Below are 19,527 nucleotides of genomic sequence, written 5' to 3'. Positions count from 1 at the left end.
GTGATCACCTTGAGGTTCTGCCGGTGGGGTCGAGGCTGTCGCGCAGCCAGTCGCCAAGAAGGTTGAGGCCAAGCACGGTCAGGAGGATGGCAAGACCGGGGAAGACGCTGACCCACCATGCCGTCTGCAGATAGGTCCGGCCATCCGCCAGCATGCCGCCCCAGCTCGGAATGGTCGGATCGACGCCGAGGCCGAGGAAGGTGAGGCTGCTTTCGAGGAGAATGTTGTTGGCGACGTTGAGCGTCATCAGCACGATGACCGGGCCGATGAGATTCGGAAGCAGGTGCTGGAGGATGATGCGCCAGTCCCTCACGCCGATGGCACGAGCGGAAAGGATGAATTCCCGTTCGCGCAGGGTCAGCACCGAGCCGCGGACCAGGCGGGCATATTGCACCCATTGGGAGACGATCAGCAGGATGATGGTGTTGGTAAGGCTGCCGCCGACGATGGCGATGAAGGTGATGGCCAAGAGAATGAAAGGCATGGCGAGCTGGATATCGGCAAAGCGCATGACCAGCATGTCCCAGAAGCCGCGATAATAACCGGCGACCAGACCGACCGCGACGCCGAAGACCACCGCGCCGATGACCGAGGTGAAGCCGACGAGCAGCGAAATCTTGCCGCCGGCCACGACACGGGCCAGCACGTCACGGCCAAGCGGATCGGTGCCGAGCGGATGGGCGGCACTGGCAAACGGCTTGGCAAGCCGCGCCATCAGGTCGATCTTTTCGGCGCCGCCCGGAAACAGCACGTCGGAAAGAAGAACGGCAAGGCAGATGACGACGGTGAGAAGGGCGCCGAGAATGAATTCGAGATTGGTGAAGCGCGACAGGCGCGAGGTTTTGGCAGCCATCGTCAATTACTCCGTGCGGATGCGCGGATCGACCAGCCCGTAGGCGATATCGACCAGAAGGTTGATGCCGACGATCATCAGCGACAGCACGGTGATGACGGCCTGAAGCACGGGATAATCGCGCGCGCCTACAGCATCGAAGGCGAGCGTGCCGAGACCCGGCCAGTTGAAGACGCGCTCGATGACGACGATGCCGCCTAAAAGCCCGCCGAATTGCAGGCCGAAATAGGTAATCAGCGGAATGGCGCAGTTACGCAGTGCATGCTTGTAAAGCACCTTGTTTTCGCTGAGGCCCTTGGCGCGCGCCACCATCACATATTGCGAGCGCAACGTATCGAGCATGGCCGTGCGCACCAGACGCACATTGGTTGCTGTCAGGATCACACCCATAGTGACGGCCGGCATGATGTAGCTTGCAAAGCCGCCCATGCCGCTTGGCGGCAGCCAGCCGAGCGTGATGGAAAACAGCAGCACCAGCATGGTGGCCAGCCAGAAATTGGGGAAGGACAGGCCGACGAGCGAGAAGATGCGGATCACCTGATCGGCCGTTTTGCCGCGCGAGGTTGCGGCCTTGATGCCGAGCGGAATGGAAAGCGCAATCGACACCGCCATCGAGATGAAGGCGAGAATTAGTGTGGCCGGCAGGGCATCGGCGATGAGCCGCGATACCGGCGTGCTGCCGGTGAAGCTGCGGCCGAAATCCAGCGTTACCAGCCCCTTGAGGAAGCTGAAATATTGCACGAAGAACGGTCGGTCGGTTCCAAGCGCTGCACGAATGCGCGCCAGGTCGTCTTCCGTCATGCTGCCGCCGCCCTGGAACATGGTGACAGCGGGATCGCCCGTCAGGCGGATCGCGAAGGAAACGAGAAGGGTGATGGCGATGACGACGAAAATCGCCTGCAACAATCGCTTGATGAGGAAACCGGCCACGTTTTTTACCTTGAAGAGAGACCCGACCTTGCCCGCGGGATGGCGGGCAAGGCGCTTTTTAGGGAGGACAAGCCTGATTATTCGACGGTGACGTCGGTAAGCTTCAGACGGTTATCTGGCGGAGCCACGAAACCCTTGACCCGCTTGTTGATGCCGTAAATTGCATTGCTGTTGTAAAGCGGAATTTCCAGCGCGCGTTCGGCGGCATAAGCACCGACTTCCTTAAGGATCTTTTCGCGCTCGGCACGGTCGGTCAGCGGGCGCTGCGATTCCAGCAGCTTGTCCAGCTTCTCGTCCTTGTCATAGGGGTTCCACTTTTCACCCGAGTGGTACATGGAATAGGCCGTGTTGTCGTAATCGAAGGTCCAGCCGCCCCATTTCTGCTGGAACATCGCGCCGGTCTTGCCCTGCGGGATGATGTCGTTCAGCAGAACGTTGGTTTCATAGGGTTTGATCGTGGCGGTGATGCCGACCATGGACAGATAGCTGGAAATGACCTGCGCCACTTCGTTCATCGTTGCGTCGTTGCCTCTGATATCGATCTGCAAAGCCGCACCCGGCTTGACGCCGGCTTCCGTGAGCAGCTTCTTTGCACCTTCCGGGTCGTAAGGCAGCGGCTTCAGATCGGCGTCGTAGCCGAAGGACAGCGCGCTCTGGAAGCTGGCGATTTCCGACGCCTGACCGGCAAGGATCGACTTGACGATGGTGCCGCGATCGACGGCCATGATGATGGCCTTGCGGACCTTCGGATCGGCGGTGATGCCGTCACGGGTGTTGAACCGCAGCGCATCGACCGTCGGGCCGGGAACGCTGACGATCTCCAGCTTGGAATCGCCTTCGATGACCGGGATCATGCCGATCGGGATGGTGGGCGGAATGACGAGATCTACGCGGCCGGCCTGCAATTCGGCAACGGCGGTCGCAGGCTCCGAAATGAAGCGGTATTCCAGCTCGGAGAGCTTTGGCGCACCGCCCCAGTAATCCGGGTTGGCTTCGAGCTTGATATTGGTCTTCGGCTGGTAGGAGACGAATTTGAACGCGCCAGTACCAACAGGGTTGAGATTGAAATTGTCCTCACCCTTTTCCTGGATGTATTTCGGCGGAACGATCATGCCGCCATAACCGGCAAGCTTGGTGAGAAGCACGGGATCGGGCGCCTTCAGCTTCATGTCCACCGTATAGTCGTCGATGACGTCGACGCTTTCGATGGCGACATAGTTGGAGCGCTGCGGGCCCTTTGCACCCTGTTCGCCGAGAAGGCGCTCGAAGGTGAACTTGACGGCAGCGGCGTTGAAAGGCTCGCCATTATGGAACTTGACGTTCTGGCGCAGCTTGAAGCGGATGCGCTTGCCTTCGTCCAGTTCTTCCCAGGATTCGGCAAGGCCGGGCACGAGTTTCAGGTCCGGACCGCGATAGGTCAGGCCATCGAAGAGGTTGGTGGCAACGGCCGCCCATTGCACGAGAAAGGTGTCGATCGGATCCCAGCTGCCGGGGTCCTGCGGGCTGGAAATGGTCATCTTGCCGGCGGCGAAAGCCGGCGCTGTGGTGAAGGCCGTGCCGGCCAGCGCAAGTGCGACGAACGTTGCCGTCATCCCCTTTTTGATTTTTGTCATCTACCTGTTCCTCTTCAGATGGTTGTGGTTCTGGTTATTGTTCAGGCGCTCTTCGCGATGAAATGGCCCCTGTTGATTTCCTCGTGGACGAGAATGGCGGGCTCATCGCCGACGCGACGCACCGGATTGGGGATTTCGCCCTCGATCATGGCGATGCGGCGCTCGATCAGCGGATCGGCAACCGGCACGGCAGACAGCAGACGGCGCGTGTAGTCATGCGTCGGCGTTTCGAAAACCTGCTGGCGGCTGCCCATTTCCATGATCTGGCCGAGATAAAGCACGGCGACGCGGTGACTCATCTTTTCCACCACCGCCATATCATGGCTGATGAACAGGTAAGCGAGACCACGTTCGGCCTGGAGGTCCATGAACAGATTGATGATCTGTGCCTGGATGGAGACGTCGAGCGCCGACAGCGCTTCATCGGCGATGATGAGCTTCGGATCGGAGGCGAGCGCGCGGGCAATGCAGACGCGCTGCCGTTGGCCACCGGAAAACTCGTGCGGATACCGTGAGGCATGTTCCGAACTCAGGCCCACCCGTTCCAGCAGTTCGTCCACCCGGCGCCGCACTGCCTTGGCATCGTTGATCAGACCATGGGTATTGATCGGTTCGGCGATCGAAAAACCGACCGTCTTGCGGGGATCGAGCGAGGCGAAGGGGTCCTGGAAGATATATTGCACTTCCTGCCGCATGCGGAAACGTTCCGCCGCCGACATCTCGGAATAGCTGCGTCCGTTGAAGGATATTTCGCCTGATACCGCCGATTGCAGCTGCTGGATGGTGCGGCCGATGGTGGATTTGCCCGAACCGGATTCCCCCACGAGCGCCAGCGTCTCGCCGGCATGGATGTCGAAGCTGACCTTCTGCACGGCGCTGCAACGGTGCGTCGCCTTGCCGAACAGGTTCTTGCGAATATCGAAGCGGACGAACAGGTCACGAACCGAAAGCAGCGGCTTGTCGTCGTATTTCGCGGTGTTCTGCACGCGTTCCTCGCCGACCACGACCGGCTGGCCATCCTGCAGCACGGTAAGCGGCAGGCGCTTGGGGAACTCTTCGCCGGTCATGCTGCCGAGGCGCGGAACGGCGGAAAGCAGAGCACGCGTATAGGGATGCTGCGGATTGGCGAAGATATCCCTGACCGGGCCTTCCTCGACCTTCTTGCCCTTCCACATGACGACGACGTCATCGGCCATTTCCGCCACCACGCCCATGTCGTGGGTGATGAAGACCATGCCCATGCCGAGCTTCTTTTGCAGGTCGCGCATGATGTTGAGGATCTGCGCCTGAATGGTCACATCAAGCGCCGTCGTCGGTTCGTCGGCGATCAGGAGCTTCGGCCGGCAGGCGAGCGCCATGGCGATCATCACGCGCTGGCGCATGCCGCCGGAAAGCTGGTGTGGGTAACGGTGCAAAAGCTCGGAAGCATCGGGCAACCGCACCATGTCCAGCAGCTTTTTTGCCTCGGCCATGGCGGCCGTCTTGCCCATCTTCTCGTGTAGTATCAGCACTTCGCAGATCTGGTCACCGATGGTAAAGACGGGGTTCAGTGACGTCATCGGCTCCTGGAAGATCATGGCGATCTCCTTGCCGCGGATCGACCGCATCTCTTTCTGCGAGGCTTTCAGCAGATCCCTGCCTTCGAACATGATGCGGCCTGCGGGGTAGTTCGCGCCCATCATGTCCGCAAGACGCATGGTCGAAAGCGAGGTGATCGATTTCCCCGACCCGGATTCGCCGACGATCGCCACCGTCCTGCCGGCTTCCACGGCAAAGGAAATATCGTCCACGACGCGGCTGTCGCCGAACTCGACGCTCAGATTTTCAACCGAGAGAAGGGCGTTGCGGTTTGGGGCAGTCATATCAACGTCTCCGGCTTGGCATATGCGGCAATTCTGGCGCGGCCATCTGAAATAGTGAAGGGGCAGGGGCGTCTGGCAGGCGCAGAGGATAAAACGCTTTGCCGGAGGACGGGAGTGTTAAAAGAAGGCGCATGGCGTCTCAGGCCGCGTTACTGGCGAGCATCATGGCATTCTCATCGGTGCCGGAAAAATGCCCGGCGTCAGCCTCAGAATCGATGATGCGCATGAACCTGTATTCCCCCACCCTTGTTTTGCAAAAAAGCTAACAAAACCGGACAATCATGTCCAGAGTGTTGAACAATTTTTGTATACTGCTCTACAAAAGCGCAGTATGCATTTATTTTGGGCGGAGCTTGTTCTCGACGGATGCCGCGCTCTATCGTGATGTCGCAATGGGGGATGATTGTGCGGCTGCTCATGGTACAGGGCCAGTGAACAATACCCGAAGAGGATACCGAGTATGACGAATAGAACGGGCGCGGTCAGCTTATCCGGCTTCCTGCGTTGCGCATCGGCGGCGGATGTCAAGCTTGTAGAAGCCCATCTTCCCGATCACCTTCGCCTGACCAGAGCGGAACCGGGTTGCATTTCCTTTGACGTGTCACAGACCGACGACCCTCTGATCTGGAGGGTGGAAGAGCTTTTTATGGATCGCGCCGCCTTTGATCTTCATCAGCAGCGAACGCGCTCGTCCGAATGGTTCGCCGCTACCTCGGCCATTCCACGGGATTACAATATAACGACGCTTGAATAGGCTCTCGTAACCGGCCGTTATGGCGCGGTTGGTTGATAGCGCTTTGGGTGCCGTGGCAACATTGACACCTATTCCCTGGGCATACCGACCGGCGGGGCCAGACGTCGTTGCGCGGCGATGCGGAAGGGGGCGTTCATCGCGCCATATCCACCGTAAGCACCGCGCCTCTCGATGATTTCGAAGAAGAAACCTTCACCGAAGGTGCGACTGTAGATTTGGAAATATTCGCCACTGTCGTCGCGGTCGTAGAGGATACTTGCCTCCCGGAGCGCATCGGAGAATTCCGGCTCCAGCCCGAAGCGGGCCTCCAGATCGTCATAGTAGTTGCGCGAGATCGGAAGCGCATGAAAACCGCGTGCCTGCAATGCGTTTGCGGTGGCGAAAATATCGTCTGTCGCAAAAGCGATGTGCTGGATGCTGGTGCCGAAACCCTCGGCCAGAAATTTGCCGGCAAAGGTCTTTCGGTTATCGGCGCCGTTCATGGTCAGGCGGAAATGCGGCGATGGCAGGCTCTCGATCGCCTGACTGCGTATCAGACCGCCCGGATCGACGACATCGACCATGGGTGTGCGGCGTGTTGAAAACAGCGATGTATAGAACAGGAGCCAGGTCAGCATTTCGTCGTAATGCGTTGTTTGCGCAAGGTGATCGATCCGGGCCAGTCCGGCATCGCCCGCCGGTGTCGTCGCTTCTACCGGCACGAACTCCTTGTCCCAGATGGAGGCGAGCGCTGTTGATCCGTCGAGGAAATAGATGACGCCATTGCCCACGCCCTGAATGGCGGGAACCGCGACTTCGCCCGATTTGCGCGGTTCGGCGAAAGTCGGTGCGCCGAGTGCTGCCGCACGCGCGAGTGCCGCCTGCGCATCATCGACCTTCAGGCCGAAAGCATAGGCATTGGTGCCGTGGATGGAATAGGACGCGCCGGCGAAACTCTCGCCGGTGCCGCCGGTATTGATGACGATGCGAATATCGCCCTGCGTATAAAGATCGACATCGCGATTGCGGTGGCGGGCGGTTTTATCAAAACCGAGCGTGGCGAGCAGCGCCTCCAGATTGGCCTTTTCCTCCGGTGCCGTGGTGAATTCGACGAATTCCACACCGTCCGTGCGCACCCGTTCGGGCATGGCCGGCATATCGATGCGGATATCCGGTTCCAGACGGCGCACCTGATCCATGAGGTTGACCAGCGACCGGTGGCCGTCTTCGGCCAGCAGGCGGGCCGAGCCGCCACGGAACTGGTCGTTGAAGATTTCGAGTGACAGCGGGCCGCTATAACCGGTTGCGGCGACGGCGCGCATGAAATCCACCACCGGCAGGTCGCCTTCGCCTGGCATGTTGCGGAAATGACGGCTCCAGTACAGCAGATCCATGTCGATCAGTGGTGCGTCGGCCAGTTGCACGATGAAGATTTTGTCGCCGGGAATGGAGCGGATGGAGTTCGGATCGATCTTGCGTGACAGCGTGTGGAAACTGTCGAGGATGATGCCGACATTGGCGTGGTCGGCGCGGCGCACCACTTCCCAGGCATCGCGGTGATCGCTGATATGGCGGCCCCAGGCAAGCGCCTCGTAACCGACGCGCACGCCGTGTTTTGCCGCAAGCTCACCAAGTTCGCTGAAATCTGCGGCGGCGCGGTCTATGCCGCCCAGCGAGACCGGCGAGACATTCGAGCAGATCAGCATCAGATCGGTGCCGAGTTCGCCCATGATGTCGAATTTACGCTCTGCGCGTTCGAAGGTGCGGGCGCGCAGCGGTTCCGGCATGCCTTCGAAATCGCGGAAAGGCTGGAAAAGGGTGATGTCGAGCCCGTGATCCGCCGCCATGGCCTTTACCTCGCGCGGCGAGGCGTCGTAGGTCAGGAAATCATTCTCGAAAATCTCCACGCCGGAGAAACCGGCCTTGGCAATGGCTGACAGTTTTTCGGGGAATTCGCCGCTGATGGAGACGGTGGCGATGGATGTGCGCATTGGCATGCCCTGTTTGCCTGTGTCATAGATCGCCATATTGCGTTCCCTTTCAGCGTTATGTACTAATTGGTTAATAATAAAGGTGCGGCGGTAAGCCGTTCGCCCTGCTGATGGATGGATGATGACAAAAAGCGCAACTTCGAACGGCACTCGTGAAATCCGGCAGGCGAAGCGCGATCCGGAAGGCGTGCGCCGCGACATTCTTTCCGTTGCGATGGAGGAGTTTTCGCAAAACGGCCTGTCGGGGGCGCGCATCGATGAGATCGCCGCCCGCACGCGCACGTCCAAGCGGATGATCTATTATTATTTTACCGACAAGGAAGGGCTTTACCAGCGCGTTCTTGAAGAAGCCTATGCCAAGGTGCGCGGGGGCGAAAGCGATCTGGAGCTGGACGGCATGGAGCCGACCGCGGCGCTTGAAAAGCTCTGTCGGTTCACTTTCGACCATCACCGCCGCAATCCGGCTTTCATCCGCATGGTGATGATCGAGAATATTCACCACGGCCGCCACATGCAGTCGTCGGAAACGATCCGCCAGCTCAACCGGCCCGCCATCGATGCCCTGGAAGGCGTATTGCTGCGCGGCCAGGAGCGCGGCATTTTCCGCAACGGCATCGATGCGCTGGAACTGCACTGGCAGATCAGCGCGCTGTCCTTTTTCAACGTCTCGAACGTCGCGACCTTCTCGTTCATCTTCGGCGACAGCCTGTTTACCGATGAGGGTCAGGAGACATTGTCGCGGCGCGTCAGCGACATGGTTTTGCGTTATGTGCTGAGCCCCGACCATATCACGACGATCGGGAAAGACGGCCGATGAGGTGGCTGAGCGCCACCCCGTAACCTTCGATGCCGAGACCGGCGATCACGCCTTCGGCGCGTGTCGAGACATAGGAATGGTGGCGGAAAACCTCGCGTTTGTGGATGTTGGAAATGTGAACCTCGATCACCGGCCCTTCGAAGGCGTTGAGCGCATCGAGGATCGCCACCGAGGTGTGGGTAAAGGCGCCGGGATTGATGACGATGCCCGCCGATGTGCCGCGCGCCGCGTGGATCCAGTCGATCAGCTCATATTCCCGGTTGCTCTGGGCGAAGAATATCTCGTGGCCTGCGGCTTCTGCTATTTTGCGGCAAGTGCCCTCCACATCGGCCATCGTCTCGTAGCCGTAGATTTCCGGTTGGCGCTGGCCGAGCAGATTGAGGTTCGGCCCGTTGAGGATGGTGAAAAGGCTCACGCCACCCCCTCCGCCATGCAAAGCTCGGTGAAATGCGCGGTCATGCGCGCAGGATCCGGCTCGCGGCCGCAGAACAGGCGAAATGCACCGACAGCCTGAAACACGGTCATGCCACCGCCGGGCAAGGTGCGACAGCCTTTTCTGGCCGCCGTCGCCAGAAGCTCGGTCACGAGCGGCATATAGACGATATCGGCCACCCAGTGCCGTTGTTCGAGGAGATCTGCCTCTACCGGCATGCCGGGATGGGCGGGCATGCCCATCGGCGTGGCGTGGATCAACCCGTCCGCGAAGGGGAGGGACGCCGCCGGATCATTCACGGCAAAGGCGCGGCCTTCGCCAAAACGGCCGTTGAGTTCGCCAGCCAGCCGCTCGGCACGGCCAAGATCGCGGTCGCAGATATCGAGACGGCCAATGCCGAGTTTCAACGCTGCATGGGCCACCGCAACGCCAGCACCCCCGGCGCCGATCAGCAGCGCCCGGTCACGTTTCGCATCCGGCAGGCCACGCACGAAGCTTTCGTAAAAGCCGTACCAGTCCGTATTGTGCCCTATGCGGCGTCCGTCCTTGAAGACGACGGTATTTACCGCGCCGAGCATGCGGGCATCGTCGGATAATTCATGCAGGTGCGGAAGCACCGCCTGCTTGAAGGGATGGGTGATGTTGGTGCCAGCAAAGCCGCGCGCTTCCAGCTCGTCGAGCAGATCGGCAAGTGCGCTCTCGGCCACATTGCGCGCCACGACGTCGACAAGCTCATAGGAATAATCGAGGCCGTGGGCCGCGCCTTCGCGCATATGCAGCGCTGGAGATTTGGAAAGCTGTATGTCGGCGCCGATCAGGGCAACCTTGAAGGATTTTGTGTCTGTCATGATCAGGTCATCGCTCATCGGACGGGGTGGGAGAGACGGGGATAATCCCCGCCTGCCTGTCGGTTCTGGAAAACCATCAGTGATGGGCGAGAATCTCGCCGAGGAAGGTGCGGGTGCGCTGGTGCTTGGGATCGCGGAAGAACTCGTCCGGCGGGCCTTCCTCGATGATCTCGCCTTCCGACATGAAGACCACGCGGTCGGCGACCTGGCGGGCAAAGCCCATTTCATGGGTCACGCAGATCATCGTCATACCGTCGCGGGCAAGGCCGATCATCGTGTCGAGCACTTCCTTGACCATTTCCGGATCGAGCGCCGAGGTCGGCTCATCGAACAGCATGGCCTTCGGTTCCATGCAGAGCGCACGGGCAATTGCCGCGCGCTGCTGCTGGCCGCCGGAAAGCTGCGCCGGATATTTATCGGCCTGATTGAGAATGCGCACGCGTTCCAGATATTTGCGCGCGGTGGCTTCCGCATCGGCTTTCGACAGGCCCTTCACCCGCATGGGTGCAAGCGTGCAGTTTTCCATGATGGTCTTGTGCGGGAAGAGATTGAAGCTCTGGAACACCATGCCCACTTCGCGGCGAACCGCATCGATGGCGCGGCTGGAATCCGACAGCGTAGTGCCCTCGACCGTGATCTTGCCCTCCTGGATTTCCTCCAGATGGTTGATACAGCGGATAAGGGTGGATTTTCCCGAACCGGACGGGCCGCAAAGAACGATTTTTTCGCCTTTGCGAACCGTCATGTTGACGCCTTTAAGCGCATGGAAGGCTCCATACCACTTCCCAACCCCTTCAAGGGCGATCAGCGGAGCCTGTGCGGCGGAGGATTGCGACATGGAACTTTCCTTCATGCTGGGAAGCAGCGTTAGTTGACGGTGTAGGGAATGTCGGGAAGCGACGTCGGTAACTGCGGCGCTTCCCGTTTCATCCACCTGGCGTAGACCTTTGCGAGGTCGCCATTCACCTTGATCTGGTCGAGATCAATCCCTCACTTCACGGTGAAAGGAATATCGGGCAGGCTTTCCGGGAAAGCGGGAACTTCGCGCTTCATCCACTTGTCGTAGATTTTGGCCAGCTGGCCATCCGACTTGATCTTGTCGAGGAAGGCGTTGACGCTCTCGTTCCAGTCCTTTTCGCCTGGACGGGTGCCGGCGCCGTTGTAAAGCGTCGTCAGGTCGAACTTCGGCTCGTATTTGCCTTCGGCAGCCTGATTGAGTCGGTCGCCATAAAACTGGTTGCCGCCAACGGCCTCGACCTGGCCGGAAATCAGCGCCTGAATATTGGCGGCGTCATCGTCAAAGCGCAGGATCTTGGCCTTGGAGCCTGCACCTGCCGTGATTGCCGTGTCCATGGCACTGGACTTCGGAACGCCGACCGAAACGCCGGTCAGATCGTCATAGTTGCCGATCTTCTTGTCCTTGGGGCCGTAGACGGAAAGCACGTTACCGGCATAGGGCTTGGAATACTGGATTGTCTTGGCGCGCTCGGCGGTCATGCCCATGGTTGCGAACAGCAGATCGACCTTGCCGGTGAGCAGGGCCGGGATGCGGTTCGCCACGGCGAGCGGCACGAACTCGACCTTGACGCCGAGATATTCGGCAAAGGCCTTGCCGATATCCGCATCGAGGCCATCCTGCACACCACTCGAATTGACGAATCCCCATGGCGAATTGTCGCCTTGGATGCCGATCACGACCTTGCCCTTGGCCTTGGCCTCATCGACCGTGCCGGCGAAGGCATCGACCGGTGCGATAAAGGGCAGGGCGACCGTTGCCGCGGCGAGCGCGAGCAGGGTGCGACGTGAGAATTTACCGTTGGATTTCATCTTTTGCTCCTCCTTACAAAGCTTGATGACATGTTGATGGGTATTAGCGGGAAGCGGCTTGCATCCGCTTTTCGACGCCAGCGCCCCACAGGGAAAGCGGCCAGCAGATCAGGAAATACATGATGCCGACGATGGCAAAGACAGTCAGCGGGCGGAACGTCTGGTTGGAGACGATCTGACCGGCGCGGGACAGTTCGACGAAACCGACGATGGCGGCGAGCGACGTGCCCTTGATGAGCTGCACCAGAAAACCGATGGTGGCGGGCAGTGATATCTTGAAGGCCTGCGGCAGAACCACGTCCTTCATTCGCGACACGTAATGCAGGCCGAGCGCGTTGGCGGCTTCGGTCTGGCCTTTCGGCACCGCCTGGATGCCACCGCGCCAGATTTCACCCAGAAAGGCGCTGGCATGCAGCGTGAATGCGATGGCGACCGCGATCCAGGCATCGACATTCAGCCCCGCAAGCGCCACGCCGTAATAAACGACGAAGAGCTGCATCAGGAGCGGTGTGCCCTGGAAGACCGCAATGTAGCCGGTGCTGGCGCGCTGGATCGCCGGGCTTTCGGCCACGCGGCCGAGCGCTATGCAAAGGCCGAAAACGCCGCCGCCGATAAAGCCGATCAGGGTCAGCGCAAGGGTCCATTTCAGGCCTTGCAGCAGGAAGAAGAGTTCGTTGGGACCGATGGATGCCATTGTCTTTTCCTCACTTGACCGGATAGCTGAACGATGTGCGGGAGATGAGGGAAAAAATGCCCATCATCAGCGAGGAAATGACCAGATAAAGCAGCGTGATCGAGAAATAGACCTCAAACGAGCGGAAGGTGTCCGCTTCGATCTGCTGCGCGACCGAAGTCAGCTCGTAAGCCGCGATTGAGGTGCAGACCGAGGTGGTCAGCGTCAGCATGATGAACTGGCTGGTGAGCGAGGGATAAACCGCGCGCAACGCCGGCTTGAGAATGATGTGCCGGAAGATCTGCGCCCGGCGCAGGCCGAGCGCCAATCCCGCTTCAACCTGCCCCTTGGGAATGGAATCCACGCCGCCGCGAATGATTTCAATGGCGTAGGCGCCGCCGTTCAGCGCCAGCGCGATGATGGCGGTGGTCGTGGGGTTGAGCTTGATGCCGATCTGCGGCAGGGCGAAGAAGATGAAGAATATCTGCACCAGAAACGGCGTGTTGCGGATGGCCTCCACAAAACCGATGACCAGACCGCGCAGTAGCTTGAAACGCGAGCGGCGGGCGACGACGCCGAGAACCCCGATGACGGTGGCGAGCGACATGCCAGCGATTGCAAGGCCGATCGTTGCAAGACAGGCCAGAAGCAGCTCGGGCAGGCGGTCTATGACCGCCGAAAAATCGAGACTGTAAGACATATTTCCTCCCAACCCGTTCGGGTCCGAACAGGCGTTTCGCCTTGCTCGCATCGCTTTGGAAACCTATCGCTCCAAAGCCCTCCGTTTGTTTTTGCCGCGCCGCGAAAGCTCAATACCCCTTATCGCCGCGCAGTATTATTTGAAATGTTTGTACCAGTTAGTTCAATTTTATGTCAAGCGCCAACTCCGGTTAAAAACAGCTTGAAAATCATTTTTTTGTTAGTCGAACTGTTCAGGAAAGCCGTTTTTTATCAATGGCTAATGTGAAATAGCGCAAGCGTTTTCGATGTGCGTCTGCACCGTTCCCGAATTGTCGAAAGAGCGTTCGCAAATCGCTCATTTCTGCGAAAAACCAGTTGTTCCTTGCGCTATTCTTCGCCTGCTCCCAGCCGGTCGATCTGCGCGGCGAGGCGCTCGGCGATCAGCAGAGAGGACCCCGTTGCCGTCACCATTTGCGGCAGCGACATCCATTCGAGCATCCAGCCCGCGCCCGAGCGTTCCTGCTCGTGGACGAGAGACTGGTGCAACGCTGAAATCTGTACGGCGTTGAAGCGTGCCAGCGTCACCAGTGTTTCCGCATTGACCGGGTTCTGCTTGTGCGGCATGGCCGACGAACCGCCACCGCCGCTCATGCGGATTTCCGCGCCGATTTCGGCCAGAAGCGCGATGTCCTGCCCGAACTTGCCGAGCGTTCCGGTGACGAGCGACAGCAGATTGCCAAATTCGACGATGCCGTCGCGTTGGCTGTGCCATTGCGGTCGGTTGGAAAGGCCGAGCCGCCTGGCAAGATCGGCGCGCACCGCACCGGCCTTGTCGCCGAGCTTTTCCAGCGTACCGGCCGCGCCGCCGAACTGAACAGCAAAACCGTTCTGCAAAAAGGTATCGATCCGCACCAGGTGCCGTTCCAGCGGATCGATCCAGCTCGCCACCCTGTCGGAGACGGTGATGGTGATGGCGGCCTGCATGCGGGTATATCCCGTCAGCGGGTTGCCGCCGTCGCGGGCTGAGATATCACTGAGTGTATCGACAAGACGGCCGAGCCGGGCCGCGATGATTTCCACCGCCGCCTTCAGCCGCAACATCAGGCTGGTATCGATGACATCCTGGCTGGTTGCGCCGAAATGCAGCTTTTCCGCCGCAGCACCCGCGACCGCCGCGCGCATTTGCCTGATGAGTTCAGGCACCACGACGCCATCTTTGGCAACGCCATGGCGAAGGGCGGTGATATCGGCGGCAAAATCCGAAAGCCCCGAGACGATCGCGTCCGCCGCATCTGCTGCAATGACACCCGCCCCGGCTTCCGCCTGCGCCAGCGCCGTCTCGAAGCGGATCATGGCGTCGATATCCGCTTTGGCCGAAAACAGCTCGATGATTTCGCTGTCGCCGAAAAGGCCGGAGAGAAACGGATGTTCGAAGGGGGAAAGGCTCATCTCAGGTTACGGCTCCGCTCAGATGTCGAAAAACACGGTTTCGCCCTCGCCCTGAAGGCGGATATCGAAACGATAGATGTTTCCTTCCTCCTTTTTGGCGACAAGCGTGGCGATGCGGCTTTTCTGCTCGACGCGGGCAAGAACCGGGTCGGCTGCATTGGCCTCGTGCTCCTCGGGAAAATACATGCGGGTCTGCAGGCCGATATTGATGCCGCGCGCCACGATCCAGAAAGTGATGTGCGGCGCCATGGGCCTGCCATCCCTGAACGGCACCTTGCCGGGCTTGATCGTTTCGAAAACGAATTCTCCGGTATCCATGTCGCCCGGCGAGCGGCCCCAGCCGGTGAAATTCGGGTCCGCCTTGCCGCGCGTCTCGCTGGGGCTGTTGTAATAACCGTCCGTATCCGCCTGCCAGATCTCGATCAGGGCGTCCTTCAGCGGCATGCCAGCGCCGTCATAGACTGTGCCGCGCACGCTGATGCGTTCGCCACGGGCCTTGTCGTTGTAGAGCGCGCCGGAGCCGAGATCCTTTTCGAATATGCCTTCTATGCCGACGAAATTGGGGGTGCAGCCGATATGGACATATGGCCCTGCCGTTTGCGAGGCCGATTCCTTGAGATAACCGAGTGGCTGGACCATGATCAGTTACCTTCCTTGCGGTTTTCGAAAAATGTGGAGCGGCGGCCGCGAAGCACGATGTCGAATTTGTATGCCAGCATGTCCATCGGAATGTTCGAATTCATGTCGAGCGGTGCGATCAGCCGCTTGATCGCATCCTCGTCCGGAATGGTTTTGACGATCGGACATTTCCAGATCAGCGGATCGCCCTCGAAATACATCTGGGTGATCAGCCGCTGGGCAAAACCGTGGCCGAAGACCGAGAAGTGAATATGGGCGGGCCGCCAGTCATTGACGCCGTTCGGCCAGGGATAAGCGCCCGGCTGAATGGTCTTGAACCAGTAATAACCGTTCTCATCCGTGATCGTGCGGCCGACGCCCCCGAAATTCGGATCGATGGCGGCGAGATAGGTTTCTTTCTTGTGACGATAACGCCCGCCGGCATTGGCCTGCCAGAACTCCACCAGCGCGCCGTCCACGCCGCGGCCGCGCTCGTCCAGCACCCGGCCATGGACCAGAATTCGCGGGCCGATCGGCATTTCACCGGGGCGGGCGTAATTGAGGATCAGGTCGTTATCCAGCGCGTTCAGCAGGCTGTGGCCGAAGACCGGCCCGGTGATCTCGCTTTTGGTGCCTTCCAGCGAAATCAGGGCGCGCTGCGGCGAACGCAGGATCGAGGTCTTGTATCCGGGGGCATAGGCCAGCGGATGGATATCGCGGTCGCGTGCGAAGAACGGCCCGGTTTCGGGCTTTGTATTGCTCATTTCGTCTCCTCCTCGCTGGAACTATCGGCCTTCATTCCGGCCAGAGCAAGCTTGGCGGTCTTGAATGCGTGGTTGGCGGCGGGCACGCCGGCATAGATCGCGACATGCAGCAGCGCTTCGCGGATATCCGCCTCGGTGGCGCCGGTATTGGCGGTGGCGCGCACATGCATGGCAAGCTCCTCGTCCTGGCCGAGTGCGGCAAGCAAGGCGATGGTGACCATCGAGCGCTCGCGCTTCGTCCAGTGGTTGCCGGACCATACCGTGCCCCAGGCCGCTTCGGTGATGAGCTGCTGGAATGGCTGGTCGAACCCGGTCGCCACCGTCTGCGCGCGGTCGACATGGGCGTCACCAAGCACGGCGCGGCGGGTTTTCATGCCCTGCTCGAATCTTTCGTTCTTGTCGATATTGTCCGCCATCTGTCAGTGCTCCGGCAAGGTCTTGAGAAAATCGCCGCCCGCCCGTGCGTAGGCAGGCGGCTGTTCAAGGCATGGAATATGGCCGCAATCAGCGATGGTGACGAAGCGGCTGGTGGGAATGAGATCCGCCAGCGACTGCACCAGCGCAGGCGGGGTCGAGCCGTCCTGATCGCCCGCCACGCAAAGCGTCGGCACGGCGATGCGGCCCGCTTCGCGCGTGAAATCCGCATCGCGAATGGCGGCGCAGGTGCCGCTGTATCCGGCCTCCGGCTGTTGGGAAAGCATGTTGCGCGCGCCCGCATAGGCCACATTGTCCTGATGGCGGAAGGCTGATGTGAACCAGCGTTCCATCACCGGATCGATCAGCGAGGCAAGGCCGTCAGTGGCGATCTTGTCGATGCGCGCGTTCCACATCTCGGCAGTGCCGATCCTGTGGGCGGTGTTGCTGAGCACCAGGGCGGCCACGAGATCGGGACGGCGGGCATAAAGCCCCTGCGCGATCAGTCCCCCGACCGAAAGACCCCAGATGACCGCTTTTTTGACGGAAAGATGATCGAGGATGGCGATAATATCGTCGACATGGTCGTCTATCGAATAGGGAGGGTGGCCGATATCGGATAGGCCATGGCCGCGCTTGTCGTGCAGGACGAAAGCGTAGTCGTTGCCGAGCGTCTCGATCACCGCATCCCAGATGCGGAAATCGGTGCCCAGCGAATTGATGAAGGCGATGACCGGCCTGCCGCTTTCCAGTCCGTGCGCACGGTAATGGATCGCGTTTTTGCCACAGCGCAGAAAATGCATGGTGTACTTCCTCCTGTTGCTGATATTGCAAGCGCGTTCCGGTTAAGTAAAATGACATTATCGGTGAAAATTATAACCTGTGGATTATATGTTCGATGACCGAGCAGCGTATCAAGTTCCGGCACCTTCAGACTTTCGTGGAGGTGGCACGCCAGAAAAGCGTCATTCGCGCAGCGGAAATTCTGCATGTCAGCCAGCCGGCGGTGACGAAAACCATCCGTGAGCTGGAGGAAATCCTCGGCGTCTCGCTGTTCGACCGCGAGGGGCGCGGCATTCGCATCAGCCGCTACGGCGAGGTTTTCCTGCGCCATGCGGGCGCGACGATGACCGCACTTCGTCAGGCTGTCGATTCGGTCTCGCAGGAGGCAGCGCGCGCCGGTCCTCCCGTCCGGGTCGGCGCTTTGCCGACCGTTTCGGTTCGGATCATGCCGAAGGCGATGGCGGGGTTTCTCGCTGAAAAAACCGGTAGCCCGGTGAAGATCGTCACCGGCGAAAACGCTGTGCTTCTCGAGCAATTGCGGGTCGGCGATCTGGATCTCGTTGTCGGCCGCCTGGCCGCGCCGGAAAAAATGGCGGGCTTTTCCTTCGAGCATCTCTATTCCGAAAAGGTACGTTTCGTTGTGCGCGCCGGCCATCCGCTGCTGTCGCCCGGCATTTCGGTTTTCGACCGGCTACACGAATTCCCCGTGCTGATGCCCACAAGGCAGTCGGTGATCGGCCCCATCGTCGAGCAATTCCTGATCGCCAATGGCGTGCCGGCCCTGCCGATCCGCATCGAAACAGTGTCCGATGCTTTTGGCCGCGCCTTTTTGCGCACCAGCGACGCCGTCTGGATCATTTCGGAAGGGGTGGTTGCGGGCGATGTGGCTGATGGTATTCTGGCAATATTGCCGGTCGATACCGGCGACACCAGCGGCCCGGTCGGGCTGACGGTCAGGGCCGACACGCAGCCATCCCTGCCGCTTTCATTGCTGATACAGGCCATTCGGGAAACCGCGGGCGAATTGCTGGACCCGAAATCCGAAACTATTTCCTAATAAGGAAGCCCGACATAGTTTTCCGCAAGTGCCGTGGAGGCGGCGCGGGAATGGATGAGATAATCCAGTTCCGCCTCCTGAATGCGCTGGCCGAAGTCACCGGTATCGGGGAAACGATGCATCATGGTGGTCATCCACCAGGAGAAGCGCACGGCTTTCCAGACGCGGGACAGCGCTTTCTGCGAGTAGAAATCGATGCCAGCCTGTGACCCTTCGCGGTAAAATTCGATCAGCGCCTCGCTCAGATAATGTACGTCGCTGGCGGCGAGGTTGAGGCCCTTGGCGCCCGTCGGCGGCACGATATGAGCGGCATCGCCGGCCAGGAACAGCCGTCCGAAACGCATCGGTTCGCACACGAAGGATCGGAGCGGCGCGATGGATTTTTCGAAAGAAGGACCCGTCACCATGGTCTCGGCATGGTTCTCCGGCAGACGTCGGCGGATTTCATCCCAGAACCGCTCATCGTTCCAGTCCTCCGGCTGGTCTTCCAGCGAACATTGCAGATAATAGCGGCTGCGGGTGTGCGAACGCATGGAACAGAGCGCGAAACCGCGCGGGTGGTTGGCATAGATGAGTTCGTGGCTGACGGGCGGCACTTCGGCCAGAATGCCGAGCCAACCGAAAGGATAAATCTTTTCGAATTCCCTGATCGCGCTCTGCGGCACGGATTTGCGGCTGACGCCGTGAAACCCATCGCATCCGGCGATAAAATCACAATCGATCCGGTGGGTTATGCCGCCTTTCTCATAGGTGACATAGGGCCTCGCACCATCGAAATCATGCGGTTCAACATTCGATGTCTCGTAGATCGTCGAGAGCCCCGCTCCTTCGCGGGCATCCATCAGGTCGTGCGTCACCTCGGTCTGTCCGTAGACCATCACTTGGCTGCCGCCAGTCAGATCGAAGAGGTCGATACGGTGATCGCGCCCGTCGAAGGTCAAGGAGAAACCGTCATGCGGCAGCCCTTCCTTGCGCAATCTTTTGTTGGCGCCGACCTTTTCCAGAAGATGTACTGTTCCTTGTTCCAGCACACCGGCCCGGATGCGGCCAAGAATATAGTCCTTGCTGGCACGGTCGAGAATGATGGTATCGATGCCCTCATTGGCAAGCAGCTGGCCAAGCAGCAGGCCAGAAGGGCCGGAGCCGATGATGACGACCTTGGTGCGCATTGTTTCCTCCCG

At 59.9% G+C, this 19,527-nt stretch carries 20 protein-coding genes and 1 pseudogene; 3 read left to right on the top strand and 18 right to left on the bottom strand.

The features are described from left to right. Positions 1-4 precede the first annotated feature (4 nt). The 4 genes from RS75_RS14645 to RS75_RS14630 all read right to left on the bottom strand — a co-directional run bounded on the left by RS75_RS14645 (position 5) and on the right by RS75_RS14630 (position 5,258). Positions 5-853: an ABC transporter permease gene (locus RS75_RS14645; protein WP_045021652.1), complete on the bottom strand. Its 849-nt coding sequence runs from the start codon at positions 851-853 to the stop codon at positions 5-7. A 6-nt stretch (positions 854-859) separates the two neighbouring features. Further along, positions 860-1,783 (bottom strand): ABC transporter permease, encoded by a 924-nt coding sequence (locus RS75_RS14640; protein ID WP_045021650.1) that lies wholly within the window; start codon positions 1,781-1,783, stop codon positions 860-862. Positions 1,784-1,860: 77 nt separating this feature from the next. Next, positions 1,861-3,396, bottom strand: coding sequence for an ABC transporter substrate-binding protein (locus RS75_RS14635; RefSeq protein WP_045021648.1), 1,536 nt, complete (start codon positions 3,394-3,396; stop codon positions 1,861-1,863). A gap of 41 nt (positions 3,397-3,437) precedes the next feature. Next, a complete protein-coding gene (locus RS75_RS14630) occupies positions 3,438-5,258 on the bottom strand; it encodes an ABC transporter ATP-binding protein (RefSeq protein WP_045021646.1) in 1,821 nt (606 codons plus the stop codon). A 460-nt stretch (positions 5,259-5,718) separates the two neighbouring features. On the opposite strand from RS75_RS14630, the gene RS75_RS14625 reads away from it, so the two are divergent. Further along, the gene (locus RS75_RS14625) at positions 5,719-6,012 is read left to right on the top strand and encodes a putative quinol monooxygenase (protein WP_045021644.1); all 294 of its coding nucleotides are present in this window, start codon (positions 5,719-5,721) and stop codon (positions 6,010-6,012) included. Between the two features lie 68 nt (positions 6,013-6,080). Here the strand turns inward: RS75_RS14625 and RS75_RS14620 are convergent, their stop codons facing one another. Beyond that, entirely contained in the window at positions 6,081-7,982 is a 1,902-nt protein-coding gene (locus tag RS75_RS14620) for a bifunctional sugar phosphate isomerase/epimerase/4-hydroxyphenylpyruvate dioxygenase family protein (protein ID WP_045021797.1), read from the bottom strand. 121 nt (positions 7,983-8,103) lie between these two features. On the opposite strand from RS75_RS14620, the gene RS75_RS14615 reads away from it, so the two are divergent. Further along, positions 8,104-8,799 (top strand): TetR/AcrR family transcriptional regulator, encoded by a 696-nt coding sequence (locus RS75_RS14615; RefSeq protein ID WP_045021795.1) that lies wholly within the window; start codon positions 8,104-8,106, stop codon positions 8,797-8,799. On the opposite strand, the gene aroQ is transcribed toward RS75_RS14615, so the two are convergent. The 12 genes and pseudogenes from aroQ to pcaD form a co-directional block, all read right to left on the bottom strand. After that, complete coding sequence (aroQ, locus tag RS75_RS14610) at positions 8,771-9,214, bottom strand: type II 3-dehydroquinate dehydratase (RefSeq protein WP_045021642.1); 444 nt, start codon at positions 9,212-9,214, stop codon at positions 8,771-8,773. The two genes, RS75_RS14615 and aroQ, sit on opposite strands and share 29 nt — an antisense overlap. Then, positions 9,211-10,098 carry a shikimate dehydrogenase gene (locus RS75_RS14605; protein ID WP_407691544.1) on the bottom strand — a complete coding sequence of 296 codons (888 nt, stop codon included), beginning with the start codon at positions 10,096-10,098 and terminating at the stop codon, positions 9,211-9,213. Before RS75_RS14605 ends, aroQ begins: the two co-directional genes overlap by 4 nt. A gap of 58 nt (positions 10,099-10,156) precedes the next feature. Next, positions 10,157-10,918, bottom strand: a complete 762-nt coding sequence (locus RS75_RS14600; protein ID WP_045021640.1) for an amino acid ABC transporter ATP-binding protein — start codon at positions 10,916-10,918, stop codon at positions 10,157-10,159. A 29-nt stretch (positions 10,919-10,947) separates the two neighbouring features. After that, positions 10,948-11,061 (bottom strand): annotated as a pseudogene (locus RS75_RS27105) (transporter substrate-binding domain-containing protein); the annotation flags it as partial. A gap of 9 nt (positions 11,062-11,070) precedes the next feature. Beyond that, on the bottom strand, positions 11,071-11,907 hold the full coding sequence (locus RS75_RS14595) for a transporter substrate-binding domain-containing protein (RefSeq protein WP_045021638.1): 837 nt from the start codon (positions 11,905-11,907) through the stop codon (positions 11,071-11,073). Between the two features lie 43 nt (positions 11,908-11,950). After that, a complete protein-coding gene (locus tag RS75_RS14590) occupies positions 11,951-12,601 on the bottom strand; it encodes an amino acid ABC transporter permease (protein WP_045021635.1) in 651 nt (216 codons plus the stop codon). 10 nt (positions 12,602-12,611) lie between these two features. Next, positions 12,612-13,280, bottom strand: coding sequence for an amino acid ABC transporter permease (locus tag RS75_RS14585; RefSeq protein ID WP_045021634.1), 669 nt, complete (start codon positions 13,278-13,280; stop codon positions 12,612-12,614). 368 nt (positions 13,281-13,648) lie between these two features. Then, a complete protein-coding gene (locus RS75_RS14580; RefSeq protein ID WP_045021632.1) occupies positions 13,649-14,710 on the bottom strand; it encodes a 3-carboxy-cis,cis-muconate cycloisomerase in 1,062 nt (353 codons plus the stop codon). An 18-nt stretch (positions 14,711-14,728) separates the two neighbouring features. Then, complete coding sequence (gene pcaG / locus RS75_RS14575; RefSeq protein WP_045021630.1) at positions 14,729-15,349, bottom strand: protocatechuate 3,4-dioxygenase subunit alpha; 621 nt, start codon at positions 15,347-15,349, stop codon at positions 14,729-14,731. Between the two features lie 2 nt (positions 15,350-15,351). Continuing rightward, the gene (gene pcaH, locus RS75_RS14570) at positions 15,352-16,092 is read right to left on the bottom strand and encodes a protocatechuate 3,4-dioxygenase subunit beta (protein WP_045021628.1); all 741 of its coding nucleotides are present in this window, start codon (positions 16,090-16,092) and stop codon (positions 15,352-15,354) included. Continuing rightward, complete coding sequence (gene pcaC / locus RS75_RS14565; protein ID WP_045021626.1) at positions 16,089-16,508, bottom strand: 4-carboxymuconolactone decarboxylase; 420 nt, start codon at positions 16,506-16,508, stop codon at positions 16,089-16,091. The genes pcaH and pcaC overlap by 4 nt, the downstream gene beginning before the upstream one ends. Positions 16,509-16,511: 3 nt before the next feature. Further along, positions 16,512-17,309, bottom strand: a complete 798-nt coding sequence (gene pcaD / locus RS75_RS14560) for a 3-oxoadipate enol-lactonase (RefSeq protein ID WP_045021624.1) — start codon at positions 17,307-17,309, stop codon at positions 16,512-16,514. 95 nt (positions 17,310-17,404) lie between these two features. On the opposite strand from pcaD, the gene pcaQ reads away from it, so the two are divergent. Then, complete coding sequence (pcaQ, locus tag RS75_RS14555) at positions 17,405-18,346, top strand: pca operon transcription factor PcaQ (RefSeq protein ID WP_045021622.1); 942 nt, start codon at positions 17,405-17,407, stop codon at positions 18,344-18,346. Here the strand turns inward: pcaQ and pobA are convergent. Beyond that, positions 18,343-19,515: a 4-hydroxybenzoate 3-monooxygenase gene (gene pobA, locus RS75_RS14550; protein ID WP_045021620.1), complete on the bottom strand. Its 1,173-nt coding sequence runs from the start codon at positions 19,513-19,515 to the stop codon at positions 18,343-18,345. The two genes, pcaQ and pobA, sit on opposite strands and share 4 nt — an antisense overlap. Between the last annotated feature and the right edge of the window lie 12 nt (positions 19,516-19,527).

Source organism: Rhizobium nepotum 39/7 (genome assembly GCF_000949865.1).
Lineage (GTDB): Bacteria > Pseudomonadota > Alphaproteobacteria > Rhizobiales > Rhizobiaceae > Agrobacterium > Agrobacterium nepotum.
The sequence above is the reverse complement of the archived record's forward strand: the minus strand, read 5'-3'. Positions and strand labels throughout refer to the sequence as shown.